Genomic DNA, 16,093 nt, shown 5'->3' with positions numbered 1-16,093 from the left:
CGGCTCGGATGCGGGCTCGACGAAGGCGGGCTTGCTCAGGCGCTGCAGCTGCGTGCTCATGGCCGACCTTCCTTCCAGGCTCCGGGGATGCCGCGCGGACTGCGCAGCCTTCGAACACTAGCGGTGCGGATGCCGCGGGGTCAACGGTTTCTCGCGGACGCCGCCCTCGCGGGTCGACGCCGCGCCGCGGCATCCGCTCGTTCAGAAGACCGGGACGCGGTCCTCGCGCTCGTCGAGCACCCACACCTGCGAGGCGATCGCGTGGAACAGGCGGTGCGGCGCGGCGCCCGTGACGCTGCCGATCGCCCACGGGCGCAGGCCGGTCGCCGCGCAGCGCGCGTTGTACACGGCGAGCGCCTCGTCGAGCGCGTCGTTGGGCACAGGCTCGGCGAGTGCCTCGGCGAAGACCGCGGTCGCGTCGCCGACAGGGGTCGTCGAGTCGAAGACGGTCATCGCGACCTCGGCGCGGGCGGCGATGTTGTCGGAGTGGCGACGCGTGGGGCGCGAGACCCACACGAACTCGCGCAGGTCGCGCACGGCGAACCACACGGGCGTCGCCCACGGCCGACCGGCGGCGTCGGCCGTCGCGAGGGTCAAGTAGGCGTTCGCGTCGAGGATCCGCCGGGCGGAGGCCGCCACGGGCGACGAAGATGCATCGGTGGCCATGCCCCATGGCTACCAGACGCAGTCGCGAGCGCTCGGGGCGCCGGCGGCGCGGCGGCAATAGGCTGGACGTCGCTACCGTTCACGATCCGGGGGGACCACCGATGGCAGAGCACGTCGACGTCGACAACTTCGCACACGCCGAGACCGCGAGGATGTTCGCCGCGCTCGCCGCGAACGCCGGAGGGGTGGGCCGCTGGCAGCATTTCCGCGAGCCGACGCCGCTCGACCAGCAGCCCGTGATCCGGCAGAATCGCGACACGCTCTACAGCACGTACCTGCTCGACGCCTCGGCGGGCGCGACGCTCACGATCCCCGACAGCGGCGGCCGGTACCTGTCGGTCATGGTCGTCACTGAAGACCACTACATCCCGGTCGTGCTGCGCGACCCGGGCGAGCACCGCCTGCACGCCGACGACCTCGGCTCGCGGTACGTGCTGCTCGCCGTGCGGATCCTCGTCGACCCTGCCGACCCCGCGGATGTCGCGGCCGTGAACGCCCTCCAAGACGGATTCGCCGTCGAGGCCGGCGCCGCCGAGCCGTTCGTGCTTCCCGACTACGACACCGCGAGCTTCGACGAGACCCGCACCGCGCTGCTCACGCTCGCGCGCGGGCTCAGCGGATTCGCCGGGGCGTTCGGCGCGGCCGCCGACGTCGACCCGGTTCGCCACCTCATCGGCACGGCGGCCGGATGGGGCGGGCTGCCCAAGTCCGAGGCGTTCTACGTGAACGTCGAGCCCCGGTTGCCGGTCGGCGCCTACGCGCTCACGGTGGGCGACGTGCCGACCGACGCCTTCTGGTCGGTCTCCCTCTACAACGCCGAGGGGTACTTCGAGGAGGTCGACGGCGGGCTGGTGAGCGTGAACAGCGTCACCGCTGCGCGCAACGACCACGGCACCGTCACGATCCACTTCGGCGGACCCGACGACGGCCGCCCGAACCGACTCGGCATCAAGGAGGGCTGGAACTACCTCGTGCGGTACTACCGCCCGCATCCCGAGGTCGCCGACGGCAGTTGGACGTTCCCGGCGGTCGCGCCGGTCGCGTAGGCGCCGGCCGGGGAACGGCGCGCCGCGGCATCCGCTCCTCGAGCAGGCGGATGCCGCACCCGCGCGTCAGGTCGAGCGCAGCCGCTCGCGCCGACCGGGCACGCCGTCGGTCACCGGATGCCACGCGCCGCCCTGCTCGACCTCGTACGCGCGGAACGCGCACGGCAGGCCCTTCGCGGTCATGAGGTCGGGCCCGTCCATGAGCTGGAAGTGCAGGTGCGGCGAGGTCGAGTTGCCCGTGTGGCCGACTCGCCCGAGCACGTCGCCGACCTCGACGCGCTGACCGGATGCCACGGCCACCGACCCGGGCACGAGATGGGCGAAGCCGGCGAACACCTCGCGTCGCCCGGGGCCGCGCTCCGCACCCGCCGTGGCGACCTCGCCCCTGATCAGCACGTGGTTGCCGAGGATCGACCTGAGCTTCTCGGGCGTGAAGGTGACGGCGTTCCGCGCCGCGAGGAAGAACTCGCGGAACGGGTTCACCCACTCGCGTTCGGCCACGCCGTCGGATGCCGCGACCACGACGCCGGCGAACGGCGCGTGCACCGGCTGGCCCCACGCGTAGCAGTCGCGTGCGCGGCCGCCGAACGTCTCGGTCTGCCACGCCGACGCCGGGTGCACATGCACGCCGCGACGCCCGTCGACCTTCACGAAGTCGTACGCGAAGCGCTGCCCGAGCATGTCGGTGCCGTGGCTCGGCACGCGGTGCGCGGGCGTGGTGACGGCCATCCAGCCCTCGCCCCGCAGGGGGAAGTCGACCACGATCGCGTCGCGCAGTTCGGCATGCATGCGTCGCACGGTACCCGGGCGAGCGGCGCGCCGCCTCCCTCGCGAGGCGGATCGGTCCTCGCGGGCATCCGGTGGCGCCGCTAGGGTGAGCCGCATGTCGGAGGCCGCGGGCGGGCACGCACCGACGCGACCGTCGAGCGAAGCGCCGGGGCGCGACATCCGCGATGCCCCCGATGCCGACCGCGTCGGCGCCGATGCCGACACCCGCGCCGGAACGCCCCGGGCCGAACGCCTCGCCCCGCTCGCGCGCGGACCGGTGTTCGGCGCGATGGCGGCCCTCGCGGTGCTGCTCGGCGCGACGAGCCAGTGGTACGGGTTCCACCGCGACGAGCTCTACTTCCGCATGCTCGATCCGGCGTGGGGGTACGTCGACCAGCCGCCGTTCACGCCGTGGCTCGCGCGCACGATCACCTCGGTCGTCGACGAGCCGTGGGTGTTGCGCATCCCCGCGGTGCTCGCCGCCGTCGCCGCGGTGCTCGTGCTCGCGCTCATCGCACGCGAGGCCGGCGGCGGGCGGCGCGCGCAGTCGGTCGCGGCGTGGGCCGCGGCATCCGCCTCGTTCCCGATGGTGTTCGGGCACGTGCTGCTCACCGCCTCGGTCGACCTCGTGGCGTGGCCGCTCGTCGCCCTGTTCACGATGCGAGCCCTGCTGCGCGGCGGACGCGACGCCGGCCGCTGGTGGCTCGCCGTCGGACTCGTCACGGGCCTCGCGACGTACAACAAGCTGCTCGTGGTGCTGCTCGTCGCGGGCATCGGCATCGGACTGCTCGCGGTCGGGCCGTGGCGGGTGCTGCGGTCGGGATGGCCGTGGGCGGGCGTCGGCATCGCGGTCGTCGTCGCCCTGCCGAACCTCGCCTACCAGGTCGCGAACGACCTGCCGCAGCTGCGCATGGGCGCCGCTCTGGCCGAGGACTCCGACGGCGAGGGGCGCGTGCTGACCCTGCCGTTCCTGCTGCTGCTCGCGGGCCCGCCGCTCGTGCCGATCTGGATCGCGGGGCTCGTCGGACTGTTCCGGCGCCCCGGATGGCGCCCGATCAGGGTGCTCGCCGTTGCGTTCGCGGTCGTCGTGCTCGCGACGATCGCGGGCGGGGCGCAGCCGTACTACCCGATCGGCGTCGTCGAGGTGCTGCTCGCGCTCGGCGCCGTGCCGACGGCCGAGTGGATGCGAACGACCGGACGACGCGTGCTCGTCTGGGCGGGCATCGCGCTGAACGCCCTCGTCTCCGCGCTCATCGCCCTGCCGCTGCTGCCGCTCCCGCTCGTGGGCGCGAGCCCGTTCGCCGCCATGAACCAGACCGTCGGCGACTCGATCGGCTGGCCGGCGTACGTCGCGCAGGTCGCGGCGGTCGTCGACGGTGCCGGTGCGGGCGACGGCGCCGAGGCGGCATCCGCACCCGTGGTGATCACCTCGAACTACGGCGAGGCCGGCGCGATCGCGCGGTACGGACCCGATCACGGGCTCGACCCCGACGCCGTCTACAGCGGGCACAACGCGCTCGGGTTCCAGGCCAGGCCGTCGGATGCCGCGACCGACGTCGTCTTCGTCGGCGAACTGTCGCGCCGGGTCGCCGGCGACTTCGCCTCGTGCACCACGCTCGACCGCCTCGACAACGGGCTCGACGTCGACAACGAGGAGCAGGGCGTGCCCATCACGCTCTGCACCGGCCGGCACACCGGCTGGGACGAGCTCTGGCCACGGCTCGCGCACCTCAGCTGAGGTCGCCACCGCACGCCGCATGGTGCGACTCAGTTGCCGCCGCCTCCGTCGCCTCCGCCGAAGCCGCCGCCGTCGAACCCCCCGCCGCCTCCGTCGAAGCCCCCGCCGTCGTACCCGCTGCCGAATCCGCCGCCGCTGCCCCACGCGCCCGGCTCGCCGCCCGCGAGGTATCCGCCGCCGAACCCCTTCGTGTCGTACATGAGCGGCAGGCCGAACCTGGAGTCGTCGGCGCGGGCGAAGAAGCCCCCCGCGATGCGGATCGGCTGCGACAGTTCGGCGACGAGCACGGCCAGGCACGAGGCCAACCGCTCGGCCGAGAACGGCGCGGTGGCGTGATACCAGTCCGGTGCGCGCCGCTCGGCCTCGGCCCGGGCGGCGAAGCGGTCGATGACGGATGCCTCGTCGAACAGCACCGCCCACGGCAGCAGCTCCTCGGCAGCCGGGCCGGCTTCACCGAGCGACGCGTGCAACTCGTTCGAGCGCGTGCGCAGCTTGACTCCTGCCGCATTCAGGGGGATGAACCGAGGCAGCACCGCACGCACGGCGAGCGCGAGCGCGGCGATGATCGCCGAGCTCCAGACGACCGACCGCGAGGTCTCGTCGGGCAGCAGGAGCCCGAGCAGGCCGAGGGCGAGGCCGATCAGCCCGGCGACCGTCGCCACCCGCAGGCGGATCCGCGGCTTGGGTTCGCGGTACGTGACCGCCGCATCGTCGAAGCGCGCACGCGTGATGGACTGCAGCACGACGTTCCCCGGCACGACGCGGTCGACGTCGATGACGGCCCCCGGTCGCAACTGCGTCGACCCTCCCGTGTTCGCGGGCGAGAACACGGCGACCATGAGTCCGTCGGCGAAGACCCGCTCGTCGTCGATCCCTCCGGCGGTGCGTGGATCACCGCTCACGAGTCCGAGGTGGATGCGGCGCGCCGACGGGTGCCCAGCCTCGCCGGACTCGCGCTCGTCGCGGATCACGAGCACGCCCTCGACCGCGAGCTGCAGCACCGCCGCCGCGAGCCACCTGGCGGCCGCCGAACCCGACACGAACGCGACCGCGCCGAGCCCCACCGTGAGCGGGTCGGTCGCCGTGAACAGGTCGTCGCCGGGGGTGCGCAGCCACCCGAGCACGATCGATCCGACGGCCAGCGCCGCGACCAGTGCGGCGAGGAACGACAGGAGCGGCAGCGCGGCGTCGGCGAAACCCATGCGCGCACAGTACTCCCGCCGGGCTATCGCCGACAGAGCCGCCGGGCCGGTGTTCGACCCGGCGGCTCGAGCCCCTACTGACGCCAGACGCGAACGGCGTCGTACGACGACCAAGTGCCGCCGGCCGAGTCGGTGTACATGCCGAGCGTGAGCTGGCCGTTCGTCACCTGGACGCCGCTCACCGAGAGCCGTCGCCACTCGGGCCATCCGAGGGTCGACGCGCGCGAGGTCAGTTCGGGCACCGAGGTTCCATAGCCCTTCACCGACAGGAACGCGCTCGACTGGTCTCCGCCGCCGACCGACCAGGCCGTCACTGTATAGGTGCCGTTCGCCAGCCCGCTGAGGGTCTGCTCGGTGAATACCTGATGCGCCGAACCCTTGGCGTGGGTCAGTCGGTAGCCGCCCGCGAAGCCGCCCGCCTCAGAGAAGTCGGCATCGCCGCTCGTGCCGGCGGTGCCGGCCCAGGTCGACCACGACGCCGGGTTCTGCGTGGCACCGCCAGACTCGAATCCCGCGTTCACCACGGCGATCTCGGTGATCGGCGAAGTGACCACCTGAGGCTCAGACGAGACCGTGATCGCGTCGAGCTCGACGAATCCGCCGCCCGCCGGCTTCGTCAGGCGGATGGTGTTCGCGCCGGCGTTCAGCACGACCGGCACGTTCACGACGTTCCGCGAGAAGGTGCCCCACGACTCGGTGCGCGGGAACGGGATCGTCGCCTTCGCCGCCCCGTTCGTCGCGAGCGCGAGCCGACCGGGCGCGGAGTACGCGTTCGCGTAGGCCACGCTCGCGCGATACTCGCCGGCCGTCGGCACGGTAACCGAGACCTGCACGTAATCGCCGGTGTCGTCGAGCCCGCCGACGTACGACCCGCCCGATGCCGAGGCCGAGGTGCTCGTCGTGCCGCCCACGGTCGAACCGCTCTCGGCCTGCGCGACGACCGTGGTCGGCGCCGTGATCCGTTCGACGACGAGATCGTCGATCGCGGCGAACCCGTCGGGACCCGACGGCATGTGCAGCCCGACTTCGGCCGAGCTTCCGGTCGGCGTGAACTCGACGCTGCGCACGACCCACTGGTGGTTGGCGTTCACGTACGAGCCGACGACCGACTGGTACAGCTCGGTTCCCCCGAATCCGCTGACGTAGAGGCGCGCGGCCTGGTCGGATTGCACGTACGCGCGCACCCGGTAGGTCGCGCCGGCGGTCAGGCCCCGCACCGTCGTCGACAGGCGCACCTGGTCGATCGCGGCATCCGTGAAGACCGTGCCCTTCCACTTGCCCGACTGCGCGGTGCCGTTCTGCTCGGCGAACGCGTTGGGGCTGCCCGTGTCGGTGGCGGAGGTCCACTTGGTCCAGCCGTCGATCGTGCCGCGCTCGAAGTCGGCGTTGTCGATGAGCACGACCGCGGGCGGCTGCAGCGTCTGCTGGTTCACGTAGAGGTTCGTGGCATCCTGCGATCCGCCGCGGGCGACGACCTGGTCGCTCGCATTCGCGAGGTAGAGCTGGGCGAGCGAGTCCCAGGACTGGCTGCGCGGGTAGTCGTTCTTGATGTTCGGCGGGAACCCCGTGGTCAGGTCGTTGATGTAGCGACCGTTGCCGTTCTGGTAGATCACGTCCTTGAAGGCCTGCGGCGTGCCGCCCATGCCCTTGATGATGCCGAGGATTCCGGCCACCCCCGAGGCCGTGCAGTCGGCGTCGTTGCCGATGAGCGACGCGATCTTCAGCGTGGTCAGGTAGTCGTTGCCTCCGTAGAGGATCGAGATGATGAACGAGCCGTTGTTGCGGTCGGGGAGCGCCTGCGCATTGTCCTGCGCGTAGACGTCGCGCACGAACGCCATGAGCTGGCCCTGCGCCCACCGCCAGTCGGTCGGGTTCTGCTCGTGCAGCGCCACGACCTTCTCGTAGACCTGGTAGGGCCAGCCGTTGCGCGGCAGCGTCTTCGACGCCTCGGCGAGCACGTCGCGGATGTCGGTCGCCGTGTACGCGAGCGAGTACATCGCCCCGTACAGCTCGGCCCAGACGACCGAGTCGCCCTGCGTCGTGACCGAGGCGAACTTCGCCGTGAGGTCGCGCGCCGTCTCGGGCATGCCGGGTGCGACCATGCCGATCGTGTCGTTCTCGATGTAGGCCTCGGTCAGCCACGAGAAACGGTTGTTCTCGGCGTAGCCGGTGAGCGGCGGGATGAGTCCGTCGGTACGCATCGCGGCGTTCGCCACCTCACCGGGGCCCCAGTCGCCGATGTCGTGGGCGACCCACTCGTCCTTGATGTCCTGGAACGTGGCGTCGGGCCCGTGCTCGTCGAGGATGTGCTGATTGAAGAAGTCGACGTGGTAGTCGTCGTCACCGCCGACCTCGTTCGAGGCGAAGTTGGGTGCCCCCACCCGGTCGTACCCTGGGTACGAGTTCGGCGTCCAGCACGAGAGCGGCGCATCGCCCGAGTACGGGCCCTTCGCCGGGTCGAAGCAGACGTCGGTCGGGTAGGGATTCGGCGAGGCGAACTCGTAGCCGGTGACGACCCCGCCGACCTGCCCCAGGATTCCTGCGAGCGTCTTGTCGAGGTAGGTCGCCTTCGAGATCGTGACCGTCGCGGCGAGTGCCGGCGACGAGCCGAGCGTGAGCGGCAGCGCCGCGGTGACCAGTGCGGATGCCGCGACGATCGCGACCCGCCGTTTCCATGCCTTCATCGTGCTCCTCGTCGAGAGATGGGCGGTGCAGGAGGTGGTGCGGGAGGTGCGGTGGATCGGAACTGCAGGTCGTGCGTCGAAAGGGGTGCGGGAACGGTCGGGCGGATGCCGCGGCATCCGCCCGACCGTGAGGGAGCCGGTCAGGCGCGCAGGACGTCGGCCGGGGTGAGGAACCGCTCGGCGTACTCGTGCGCGTCGGCGATGATGAGATCGACGCGCTCGGGTGCGGTCGCGATCGTGCCGTCGACCACGCCGAGCGTCGGGATGACGCCGCGGCGCACGGGCAGGCGCCACTCGTGCACGTAGCCGGCTTCGTGAACACCCGAGGAGCCGAACGCCGGGTCGCCGAGGCACACGTGCCCGAACGACCGGTTGGTTCGGGTGAAGAGCTCCTCGTCGGGCAGGTCGTGGTAGACCGGCAAAGTGTCGCGGTGACCGGTCTGCAGCAGCGGGGTCGCCGCGCCGATCGCGTCGAACCACGCCTCGCCGGCAACCAGGTGGCCAGGAATCGCCTCGCGCAGCTCGCGCACGAGGGCGAGCAGGCCCTCGCTCGTGTCGCCGTTGGGGTCATTGGCGTGCATCGCTGTGATGTCGAGGAACGTGGCGTCGAAGCCGTAGCGGCGGTGGTTCACCGCGATCTGCTCGACGAGGTGCGCACGCCACGGCGCGTACGCCGGGTTGATGAGCGCGCCGCCGCCGAAGTCGTAGTGGCGCGAGCCGTCCCAGTCGACGGAGCCGGCGTCGCGGTGGCCCGACGGGCGACGCAGGATGCCGGGTTCGGCCCAACGCTCGAAGCCGGGCACGTCGCGGGCGGCGATGTTCGCGCCGAACATCGGCATGACGCGAACGCCGAGCGCGTGCGCCTCGTCGACGAGTCGGCGGAAGCCCTCTTCGCCGCCGAGCGTCGGCTCGGCCGCGTACCGGCCGTAGAACCGGTAGTACCGGCCCTCCCAGCCGGGCAGGTAGGCGAGCACGCGACGGCCGTCGATGCGCTCGGCCACGTGGCGGATCGACGCGAGCATCGCGTCGTAGTCGAGGAACGTGCGGCCCGTGAAGTGCTGCCCGTGCAGGGTCATGACGAGCGAGGTCTCGCGCATCCACTCGGGCACGTCGTCGCGCTCCTCCCACGAGCGCACGCCGTAGGCCGCCTCGACGTGCTCGCGGTGCGCGACGACGGCGTGCTCGACGCGGTCGCCCGCCGAGACGACCCAGCCGGGCGCCGTGAACGTCGTGGTCGGCGTCGTCGCGTCGACCTCGACGATGAGCTCGAGGTCCATGGTCGCCGGGTCGGCGAAGTGCGGGATGAACGCGAACGTCTTCGGCTGGGCCTTCACGTCGAGCGAGCGCACGTGCAGTCGCTGCGCATTCGGAGCGGCGGATGCCTCGGGCGAACCGGCCTCGTCAGGAGCACCGGATGCCGCGCCGCTGCGCGGTTCCACGGTGAACGACGGGCTCGCGAGGTCGAACCAGCCGTTCGGGTAGCGCAGCAGGCGCCCGCTCGCGGGCACCTCGAGGCGCCCCTCGCGCACGCCGCCGACGTCTCCGGTGGACAGGTCGTGCAGCGTGACCGCGATCGAGCGGATGCCGTCGGCGTGGTGTCCGGCGGTGTCGATGCGCATGCCGTCGGCCGTGGACGTCATGGTCAGCGACAGGCTGCCGTCGGCCTTCTGCTGACCGCCGGCCCAGGTGAGCCCGGCCGCTTCGACGTGCAGCACGCCGTCGGCGTCGGTGTCGACGCTCGCGAGGTCGGCGTCGATGCCGTAGGCGTTCTCGAAGGTGTGCAGCCGGACGCTCACCGCGCCGAGCGGGGTGTCGAACCGCGGGTGCGGCCAGCGGAAGCTGAGATCCATCATGGGTGGTGCTCCGATTCGAAGGATGGGTCGTGGGTGGTCGTGCGGTGGTGCGGTGGTTGCTGCGGGCGGGCGACTCGCCCGCCCGCCGCGGTGGGACTAGTTGCCGAGGCGCTCGTCGAACGCGGACTGCGTGGTCTCGATCGCGCCCTCGCCCTGGCCCTCGAAGACCCAGTTGCGGATCAGCTGCAGGAACGGGCCGGTGGCGTCGATGAACACCGAGTTGTACTTCGGCGTGTTCGGCACCTGCGCGGTCGCGATGAGCTCGTTCGCCTTTGCGCGGCGCGGCTCGGCCATGGTCACCGGGTTGTCGATCAGGTCGCTGCGCACGACGAGCGAGCCGGCGGTGGCGACGATGTCGGTCTGCGCCTCCTCGGACATGCTCCACTCGATGAAGTCCCAGGCCGTGCCCGGGTTCTTCGCCTTCACCGAGACACCGGCGACGTCGCCGCCGAGGAAGGCCGCGGTGTCGCCGTCGGCGCCCACGATCGGGGTCACGTCGAACGCGGGGCCGTCGTCGGCGCCGTAGATGCCGACGCCGAACGAGCCGAGCGAGAGCATGCCGATCTTGTTCGACTGGAAGCTCGTCACCCAGGTGGCGCCGTTGTCATCCTTGGCCGACGGTGGGATCAGGCCCTCGTCCCACATGGTCTGGTAGAGGTCGAACGTCTCGGCGACGGCCGGGTCGTCGAGGGTCGCCTGCGTGCCGGTCTCGTCGAGCACGTCGCCGCCGTTGGCCCAGACCCAGGGCAGCGTGCCGTAGGCGTTGCATCCGGCGCAGTTGCCCGCGAAGTAGAAGCCGTAGGTGTCGTTGCCGAGCGCGGTGATCTTGCGTGCGGCGTCGAGGATCTCCTCGCTGTTCGTCGGGGGCGAGGCCGGGTCGAGGCCCGCCTGCTCGAAGAGGTCGGTGTTGTAGTACAGCAGTGAGACGTCGAGCTGGTGCGGGACGCCGTAGATCTTGCCGTCGGCCGACGCGATGTCGATCGCTCCCGGAGCGAGCTGGTCGGCGTAGTCGAGGCCCTCGACCTGGCTCGTGATGTCGGCGAGCAGCCCCTCGGTCACGAGCGCCTGCGCGTTGGCGACGTCGACGACGGCGATGTCGGGGGCGTCGCCCGAGCGCACACCCTGGATGTACTTCTGCACGTACTGGGCGTCGGGGATCGCGACGAGCTTGATCTTGCGGTCGGGGTTGTCGGCGTTCCACGCCTTGACGAGCTGCTCGTCGAGTGGAGCGTCGGCGGCGCGCACCCACAGGGTGGCGGGGCCGTTGCCGTCGCCCTCGACGGAGTCGGCGGCCCCGCCGGAGGCGCAGGCGGTGAGGCCGAGGGCGACGAGCGCGGTGGCGCCGATCGCAACGGTGCGGAGGGTGCGGCGTGCGGTGGTGCGTGGCATCCGAATGCCTTTCTGTGAGCGACTCAGCGGTGAGCCGGTTCGGGTGTGCAATGCGGTGGTGCGGGTCAGCCCTTGACGGCGCCGGCCGTGAGCCCGGCGACGTAGTAGCGCTGGAGCAGGAGGAAGACGAGGATGCAGGGCACGGCCGAGACGATCGCGCCGGCCTCGAGCACGCCCCAGTCGAAGGTGCCGAAGGCGCCGGACTGCAGGTTCGCGAGGGCGACGGGCAGCGTGAACGACTCCTGCTGGGTGGTGAAGATGAGGGCGGCGAGGAACTCGTTCCAGGCGTTGAAGAAGGCGAAGATGCCGACCGTCGCCATGCCCGGCACGACCATCGGGGCCATGATGCGCCACAGGGTCTGCCAGCTCGAGGCGCCGTCCATGATCGCGGCCTCCTCCATGCCGCCCGGGATCGCCTGGAACGACGCTCGCATCGTGAAGACGCCGAACGGCAGCACGAAGCTCGTGTAGACGAGGATCAGGCCGAGCACCGAGTTGGTGAGCGCGAGGGAGTCGAGGATCGCGTAGAGCGCCGGGATGATCGACTGGAACGGGATCATCAGCGTCGAGAGCAGCACGATGAACAGCACGCCCGATCCGCGGAACCGGAAGCGCGAGAACCCGTAGCCGGCGAGCGTCGAGAGCACGGTCGCGAGCACCACGGTTCCTGCGGCGGCGAACACGCTGTTCAGCGTGTAGGTCCAGAGGCCCGCATCGGCGAGCGCCGTGTAGTTCTCGAGGCTCCAGGTCTCGGGCAGGTAGGTCGGCGGCACCTGCGCGAACTCCGCCGAGCTCTTGAACGAGCTGAGGAACAGCCAGGCGAGCGGGGAGGCGAAGAGCAGGGCGAGGATCCCGGCGACGACGTAGAACGTCCACGAGGTCCAGAAGTTGCGGCGGCGACCGCTGCGGCCGGGCCGGTCGGGCTGCGAGCCGGTCGAGGCTTCGGCTGGGGCGGTGCGCCCGGCCGCGGCATCCGTCTCGTCGATGTCCATCGCCTCGATCGACGCGGCCTTGAGCGTGTCGGTCACTGGTCGTCTCCCTTCCGGAGCACGCGGAACTGCACGATCGTGAGGAGCAGCAGGATCACCATGAGGATCACGCTGAGTGCTGCGGCGTATCCGAGGTCGAAGTCGATGAAGCCCGCGCGGTAGATGAGGTAGACGACCGTGACCGTCGACGAGTCGGGTCCGCCCTGCGTGAGGATGAAGAACTGGTCGAACGCGAGATAGCTCGAGATGACGGTGAGGATCAGCACGAGGGCGATCGTCGGCTTCAGGAGCGGCATCGTGATGGAGCTGAGCTTGCGCCACCATCCGGCGCCGTCGAGCTCGGCGGCCTCGTAGAGGTCCTCGGAGATGGCGTTCATGCCCGACATCAGCAGCAGCATCGTGAGGCCGACCGTCTTCCAGACGACGAGCACGATCACGATCGTGAACGCGAGGCCGAAGTCGCTGAACCACGAGATCGGCGACTCGATCGCGCCGAGCTGGCCGAGCACCGCGTTCACCACGCCGATGCGGCCGTCGAGGATCCAGAGCGTCATGTAGGCGGCCGTCGCGAAGCCGATCACGACCGGCACCACGAAGACCGTGCGGAAGACCGCGGCACCGCGTCGCTTCGACGAGACCAGCAGCGCGAGCCCGAAGCCGACGAAGAAGAGCACCGCGGTGACGACCGCGGTGTAGAGCGTGGTGAAGCCGATCGCCCGGTAGAGCGCCGGGTCGCTGAACGCCCGCACGTAGTTGTCGACGCCGATGAAGGTGAGGTCGCCGAGCAGCGAATAGTCGAAGAACGAGATGACGACGGTCCAGATGGTGGGCGCCACGAACAGCAGCAAGACGAGCGCGATGGCGGGCAGCACGTAGAGCAGGCCGGCGCGTTGGCGGGCTCGCAGCGGGTTGCGGTTGCGGGAGCCGTTGTGCGCGCTGCGGTTGAACCGCGAGCCGCGAAGGGGGCGACCGCCGCGGGAGCCCGCGGGGGCTCTCGCGTCGCTCGGGACGATCGGCATTGCCGGCACCGTTGCCATGGATTCCTTCGATCTGTTCTGGTGGTGAGCCGTTCGCGACGTTCGTTCGAAATCGTTATCGTGATTGGGCTGCAGATAGTTACTCACGAACGGGGATTGATGTCAAATATCGATTTCGTATACTCGTGAACGACCCCGGGAGTATGAATGAATCAGATCGCGAACGCGAATCGGCGTCTCACGCTGAAAGACGTCGCCGCCGAGGCCGGCGTCTCGGTCTCGACCGTGTCGAAGGTCATCAACGACCGCCACGATGTCGGGCCCGAACTGCGCGAGCGCATCCTCGCGACCATCGACGCCATGGGGTTCCGCCCGAACACCATGGCGAGGAGCCTGCGCATCCAGCGCAGCGACACCATTGCGATCGTCACCGACGACCTCGAGGGCATCTTCACGAACACGATGATGCGCGGCGTCGAGGACGCGGCGCAGCTCGCGGGCAGCGGCGTGCTGCTCTGCAACAGCTACGGCGACCCGCAGCGCGAACGTGCGCAACTGCGCCGCCTGCTCGACAAGCAGGTCGACGCGCTCATCTTCATGTCGGGCAACCGGGTCGGGCCTCGCCCCTCGCCCGCCCTGCCCATTCCGCCCGACGTGCCCTACGTCTACCTCTACGAGTACGGCGACGACTCGGTGCTCTCGATCCTCCCCGACGATGAGGACGGCGGGCGCATCGCCGCCCTGCACCTCGCCGACGTCGGCGCGCAGCGCATCGCGCTCGTCAACGGCCCGCACGAGTGGGAGGCCACGGTCGATCGCCGTCGCGGCTTCGAGTCGGGGCTCGCCGATCGGGGGCTCGCCCTCGACCCCCGGCGCGTGCGCGAGACCCGCAGCTGGAACCCCGACGAGGCCTACCGCGTCGTCACCGACCTGCTCGCCGCCGAGCCCGACCTCGACGCGCTGTTCTGCGCGAGCGACGACCTCGCGAGCGGCGCGCTCGCCGCCATCGCCGATTCTGGCCGGTCGGTGCCCGGCGACGTCAAGGTCATCGGCTTCGACAACCGGTCGATGGCCGTGCACCAGCGCCCGCCGCTGACCACGATCGCGCTCCCCCTGCTCGAGATGGGCGGCATGGCCGGCGAACGCGTGCTCGCGGCATCCCGAGGCGAAACACTCGTCGGCGGTGTCGTGCGCGTGCCCGCGACACTCGTGGCGCGCGAGTCGACGCGCGCCTGATCGCGGCATCCGTCGACATAGGCTTCAGCGCAGGAGGTTCACGATGCCGAAGCGGATGCCGAAGAGACTCTACGAACGCGAGCTGCACGACCTGCAGGCGAAGCTCGTCGACATGCAGGCGTGGGTGCAGGAGTCGGGTGCCCGCATCGTCGTGATCTTCGAGGGGAGGGATGCCGCGGGCAAGGGCTCCACGATCAAGCGCGTCAGCGAGTACCTCAACCCGCGCGTCACGCGCATCGTCGCACTGCCGACGCCGAGCGTGCGCGACAAGACCCGCTGGTACTTCCAGCGGTATGTGCCGCACCTGCCCGCCGCGGGCGAGATCGTGCTCATGGACCGCTCCTGGTACAACCGGGCGGGCGTCGAGCGCGTCATGGGCTACTGCACGAACGAGGAGTACCACCGGTTCCTGCACCAGGCGCCGATCTTCGAGCGCATGCTCGTCGAAGACGGCATCATCCTGCTGAAGTACTGGTTCAGCGTGTCCGACGTCGTGCAGGAGGAGCGGTTCCGCTCCCGCCTCGAAGACCCCATGCGCCGCTGGAAGCTGAGCCCCAACGACGTGCTCTCGATCACGAAGTGGGAGGACTACTCGCGCGCGAAGGACGCGATGTTCGCCAACACCGACATCGCCGAGGCTCCCTGGTTCGAGATCGAGAGCGACGACAAGCGCACCTCGCGCATCAACATGATCGCCCACCTCCTCTCGAAGATCCCGTACGAGCCGGTCGAGCGCGAGGAGATCGTGATCCCGCCGCGCCCGGCGGCCGGGGGCTACGAGCGGCCTCCCCGCGAGTGGGCGAACCTCGTGCCCGACCATGCGGCCGAGGTCGTGAAGCGGCACGAGACCGAGCGCCACGAGACCGAGCAGCACGCGAAGGACTGAGCGCAGGCGGCGCCACCGGCCGCTCCCGGAGCCCGAGCCGAGTCAGCTCGCGCCGGCCCCGGTGCGCGGCCCGCGCGGCCACCAGATCGGCAGCAGGTCGGTGAGACGATCTGCGGATGCCGCGGCATCCGTCTCGTCGCCGAGCACCCAGACCTCGATGGCCCCGACGAGCCCGCCCGAGATGTACGCGGCCGCCTGATCGATCGCGCCGTCGGAGACGGGCGCTCCGGGCACCCCCTGTTCGCGCCAGACCTCGAGCGCGAGCCTGGCGCGGTGCCGCATGCGCTCCTCCAGCACCGTACGGAACAGGCCTCGGGTCGCCGGGCCGAGCAGCGTGCGGTAGCCGAGGCGCTCCTCGGCGGTGTGCGCCAGGATCTCGCGCATCGACTCGGCGTACCGGCGGGCGACGTCGGCGGGCGCTTCAACCCCAGGGCGCACCTCGACGGCGGCGATGCGATCGATGCCCTGACTGAACTCGGCGAGCGCGAACTCGGCGACCCCGTCGAAGTGGCCGTAGAACGTGGTGCGGTGCACCCCCGCCTCGCGGCAGAGCTCGGCGACGCCGATCTCGTCGAGGGGCTTCGTCTCGAGCAGCCGCACGAGCGCGTCGGCGAGCGCGTGCCTCGTGCGGAGCTGCCGAGGATCGATGCGCATGGCCT

Annotated in this window: 13 protein-coding genes; 4 read left to right on the top strand and 9 right to left on the bottom strand. The window is 70.8% G+C overall.

What is annotated here, in order from left to right; translation table 11 throughout:
• Positions 1-201: 201 nt before the first annotated feature.
• Positions 202-666, bottom strand: coding sequence for a pyridoxamine 5'-phosphate oxidase family protein (locus ACFVS8_RS13720; protein WP_387063133.1), 465 nt, complete (start codon positions 664-666; stop codon positions 202-204).
• Positions 667-767: 101 nt separating this feature from the next.
• Here ACFVS8_RS13720 and ACFVS8_RS13715 point away from each other — a divergent pair, with 101 nt between their 5' ends.
• Positions 768-1,712, top strand: a complete 945-nt coding sequence (locus tag ACFVS8_RS13715) for a DUF1254 domain-containing protein (protein WP_387063130.1) — start codon at positions 768-770, stop codon at positions 1,710-1,712.
• A gap of 66 nt (positions 1,713-1,778) precedes the next feature.
• On the opposite strand, the gene ACFVS8_RS13710 is transcribed toward ACFVS8_RS13715, so the two are convergent.
• Entirely contained in the window at positions 1,779-2,501 is a 723-nt protein-coding gene (locus ACFVS8_RS13710; RefSeq protein WP_387063127.1) for a M23 family metallopeptidase, read from the bottom strand.
• 94 nt (positions 2,502-2,595) lie between these two features.
• Here ACFVS8_RS13710 and ACFVS8_RS13705 point away from each other — a divergent pair, with 94 nt between their 5' ends.
• Positions 2,596-4,218: a glycosyltransferase family 39 protein gene (locus ACFVS8_RS13705; RefSeq protein ID WP_387063125.1), complete on the top strand. Its 1,623-nt coding sequence runs from the start codon at positions 2,596-2,598 to the stop codon at positions 4,216-4,218.
• A gap of 29 nt (positions 4,219-4,247) precedes the next feature.
• Here ACFVS8_RS13705 and ACFVS8_RS13700 read toward each other — a convergent pair whose 3' ends face one another.
• The 6 genes from ACFVS8_RS13700 to ACFVS8_RS13675 all read right to left on the bottom strand — a co-directional run bounded on the left by ACFVS8_RS13700 (position 4,248) and on the right by ACFVS8_RS13675 (position 13,354).
• Positions 4,248-5,420 (bottom strand): hypothetical protein, encoded by a 1,173-nt coding sequence (locus ACFVS8_RS13700; RefSeq protein WP_387063122.1) that lies wholly within the window; start codon positions 5,418-5,420, stop codon positions 4,248-4,250.
• Between the two features lie 74 nt (positions 5,421-5,494).
• Entirely contained in the window at positions 5,495-8,104 is a 2,610-nt protein-coding gene (locus tag ACFVS8_RS13695) for an ADP-ribosylglycohydrolase family protein (protein ID WP_387063120.1), read from the bottom strand.
• A gap of 140 nt (positions 8,105-8,244) precedes the next feature.
• On the bottom strand, positions 8,245-9,957 hold the full coding sequence (locus tag ACFVS8_RS13690) for a hypothetical protein (RefSeq protein WP_387063117.1): 1,713 nt from the start codon (positions 9,955-9,957) through the stop codon (positions 8,245-8,247).
• Positions 9,958-10,053: 96 nt separating this feature from the next.
• Positions 10,054-11,346: an ABC transporter substrate-binding protein gene (locus ACFVS8_RS13685; RefSeq protein ID WP_387063113.1), complete on the bottom strand. Its 1,293-nt coding sequence runs from the start codon at positions 11,344-11,346 to the stop codon at positions 10,054-10,056.
• Positions 11,347-11,411: 65 nt separating this feature from the next.
• Positions 11,412-12,374, bottom strand: coding sequence for a carbohydrate ABC transporter permease (locus ACFVS8_RS13680; RefSeq protein ID WP_387063111.1), 963 nt, complete (start codon positions 12,372-12,374; stop codon positions 11,412-11,414).
• Entirely contained in the window at positions 12,371-13,354 is a 984-nt protein-coding gene (locus ACFVS8_RS13675) for a carbohydrate ABC transporter permease (protein ID WP_387063108.1), read from the bottom strand. The genes ACFVS8_RS13680 and ACFVS8_RS13675 overlap by 4 nt, the downstream gene beginning before the upstream one ends.
• Before the next feature lie 165 nt (positions 13,355-13,519).
• On the opposite strand from ACFVS8_RS13675, the gene ACFVS8_RS13670 reads away from it, so the two are divergent.
• Positions 13,520-14,548 carry a LacI family DNA-binding transcriptional regulator gene (locus ACFVS8_RS13670; protein ID WP_387063105.1) on the top strand — a complete coding sequence of 343 codons (1,029 nt, stop codon included), beginning with the start codon at positions 13,520-13,522 and terminating at the stop codon, positions 14,546-14,548.
• Between the two features lie 55 nt (positions 14,549-14,603).
• Positions 14,604-15,434 carry a polyphosphate kinase 2 gene (gene ppk2 / locus ACFVS8_RS13665; protein WP_387063102.1) on the top strand — a complete coding sequence of 277 codons (831 nt, stop codon included), beginning with the start codon at positions 14,604-14,606 and terminating at the stop codon, positions 15,432-15,434.
• 42 nt (positions 15,435-15,476) lie between these two features.
• Here the strand turns inward: ppk2 and ACFVS8_RS13660 are convergent, their stop codons facing one another.
• Positions 15,477-16,088, bottom strand: coding sequence for a TetR/AcrR family transcriptional regulator (locus tag ACFVS8_RS13660; protein ID WP_387063100.1), 612 nt, complete (start codon positions 16,086-16,088; stop codon positions 15,477-15,479).
• Positions 16,089-16,093: the final 5 nt, after the last annotated feature.

It is taken from the genome of Agromyces sp. NPDC058110 (assembly GCF_042884735.1).
Classification (GTDB): Bacteria; Actinomycetota; Actinomycetes; order Actinomycetales; family Microbacteriaceae; genus Agromyces.
The sequence above is the reverse complement of the archived record's forward strand: the minus strand, read 5'-3'. Positions and strand labels throughout refer to the sequence as shown.